The 2,357-nt window shown below is 60.4% G+C and carries 3 protein-coding genes; all 3 read right to left on the reverse strand.

Annotated features, from left to right (window positions below; all coding sequences use genetic code 11):
* Positions 1 to 1,507 (reverse strand): IS66 family transposase (gene tnpC, locus VWY34_RS04175; RefSeq protein WP_416548799.1); only part of this gene is annotated, 1,507 nt, incomplete at its 3' end.
* A gap of 55 nt (positions 1,508 to 1,562) precedes the next feature.
* Positions 1,563 to 1,916 carry an IS66 family insertion sequence element accessory protein TnpB gene (gene tnpB, locus VWY34_RS04180; RefSeq protein WP_416548801.1) on the reverse strand — a complete coding sequence of 118 codons (354 nt, stop codon included), beginning with the start codon at positions 1,914 to 1,916 and terminating at the stop codon, positions 1,563 to 1,565.
* Complete coding sequence (locus VWY34_RS04185; RefSeq protein ID WP_416548803.1) at positions 1,913 to 2,293, reverse strand: transposase; 381 nt, start codon at positions 2,291 to 2,293, stop codon at positions 1,913 to 1,915. The genes tnpB and VWY34_RS04185 overlap by 4 nt, the downstream gene beginning before the upstream one ends.
* Positions 2,294 to 2,357 lie beyond the last annotated feature (64 nt).

Raw genomic sequence — 2,357 nt, forward strand, 5'->3', positions numbered from 1 at the left:
CGGTTCTGACGTAGTTCCAGGGCAGCAACTCGTTGATGTCAGTTTGTTTGTGTCCCTCTGCTATGGCGGTCAGGACACCCGACAGATAGCCATGCGGCTCGATCCCGTTGAGTTTGCAGGTCTCGATCAGGGACGCGATGACGGCCCAGTTTTGTGCGCCGGCATCGTGTCCTGCGAAGAGCGCGTTCTTGCGGTTGAGGGCGATGGGGCGGATCGTCCGCTCGACGGGGTTGTTGTCGAGTTCGATGCGACCGTCGTCGAGGAACAGGCTCAGCCCATCCCAGTATTTGGCGATGTATTTCAGGGCCTCTCCGGTTGGGGATTTGGCCGAGATGCGGGCGCGGTTCTGGGCGAGCCAGAGCTCGAAGGCGTCGATGATGGGTTTTGAGCGGTCCTGTCGTGCAGCGTGCCGTTGATCGGCAGGCAGGCCGCGCAGGTCTTTTTCGATGCGGTACAGTGCCTGGATCTGAGCCAGGCCTTCCTGCGCAATCGGAGCCGCGCCAGATTGCGTGACGTCATGTAATTTGCGGCGGGCATGGGCCCAACAATAGGCCAATGTCACGTCTTTGGCCGGACGTTTGAGCAGGCGGTTATATCCCGCATAGCCATCGACCTGCAGGGTGCCGCTAAAGCCCTTCAAAATAGTGTCTGCATGCTGCCCCGACCGACCGGGGGCGTAGGTGAATGCCACACCGGGCGGATCATCGCCGCCCCAGAGCCGGTCATCGCGGGCAAGTGCCCAGAAGTATCCCGTTTTGGTGCGTTTGCGCCCTGGGGCCAGAACCGGTGCGGGCGTTTCATCCATGAAGAGCTTTGTGGAGCGCTTCAGATCGGCCATCAGGGCATCATAGACCGGGGTCAATTCAAACGCCGACTTGCCCACCCATGCGGCCAGGGTCGAACGATCCAGATCGATCCCTTGGCGGCTGTAGATTTGCGCTTGTCGATAGAGCGGCAGGTGGTCCGCATATTTTGAGACGAGCACATGGGCGAGCGTAGCCTCGGTTGGCATGCCGCCTGCGATGATGTGGGCGGGTGCAGGAGCCTGGGCAATCCCGCCCTCGCAGGACCGGCAGGCATATTTTGGGCGGCGCGTGACGATCACACGGAACTGGGCCGGGATGATGTCCAGCCGTTCACTCACATCTTCGCCAATCACATGACGCTCGGCCCCGCAGGCGCAGGAGAGATCGGGTTCAATGACCACTTCAACCCGTTCCAGATGCTTGGGCAGCGATCCCCGGTTAGTCTGGCGCTGCTTCGGTGGCCTAACGGGCGCGGTGCGCGCGTCGGCATCAATCTCGGCTTCCACCTGCGCGATTGCGCTCTCGATATCTTCTAGTTCCAGCTCGTATTGGGAGGGGTCGATCTTCTCGGATTTGGCCCCGAACAGTGCCTTCTTGAAGGAGGCGACCAGGGCTTCCAGCCGCGCATTCTGATCCTGTTGCGCACGGATGATCGCCTTCAATTCGGCAATGTCATCAGGCAATTCATCAGGCGCGGTCATGCCCGATGCCATAACAAAACAAGGCCAGAATGACCCGTGCAAACGACTCCATGAGTCATTCCGCCGCAGCCGGAGCCGCGACCTCCAAAGGGCGCACCCGCCGCCAATCCAAACCCGCAAACAGCGCTTCAAACTGGGCCGGTTCCAGGCGCATCACGCCGTTCTTGATCGCGGGCCAAGTGAAGCTGTTATCCTCCAACCGTTTGTATGCCATCACCAATCCGCTACCGTCCCAATAGATCAGCTTCAGCCGATCCGCCCGCTTGGCGCGGAACACATAGACGGAACCGTCGAATGGCTTCTGGCGCAACTGGCTCTGCACCAAAGCGGCCAGCCCGTCATGGCCTTTGCGGAAATCGACCGGGTCACTGGCTACAAAAATCCGGACCTTGTGGGATGGCGTGATCACGGGGCCAGAGCCCGCGCGATCTCAGCAATCCGCGTCGCGGACGTCGCCGCATCAAGACGAACGGCAATATCGCCCGTGATCACATCAATCGTACCGGACGAGGTGGTCGGCACAGGCTGCGCTACGGGCGCTTCAATCTCGACCGGCACAAAATCCATGCCATCCAAATTGGGCAAAACCAGCTTGCCCTGCCGCGCCATCCGCCGCCAATCCGACACCGTGCTCGGGATCAACTCGTACCGCTCGGCAACTGCCTTGACCGTCTCGCCTTCGATCAACGTCTCCGCCACAATCCGTGCCTTCAACTCAGGCGGCCAATCTCGTTTGCCATCCGCACGGCGCGGCACCCTTGCCAGAAACTCACTTGTAGCTCCCATCGAGAAACTCCCTGCAAATCAAAGAAGCCTCTGAATCGCAGATCAGGTGTCAGCTCGAAAGTGT

This window comes from Phaeobacter sp. JH20_02, assembly GCF_048056915.1.
Taxonomy (GTDB): Bacteria; Pseudomonadota; Alphaproteobacteria; order Rhodobacterales; family Rhodobacteraceae; genus Phaeobacter; species Phaeobacter bryozoorum.

Coding starts and splice junctions, on each gene's coding strand:
- VWY34_RS04185 (WP_416548803.1), bottom strand. CDS start 2,293: ATGGGAGCTACAAGTGAGTTTCTGGCAAGGGTGCCGCGCCGTGCGGAT.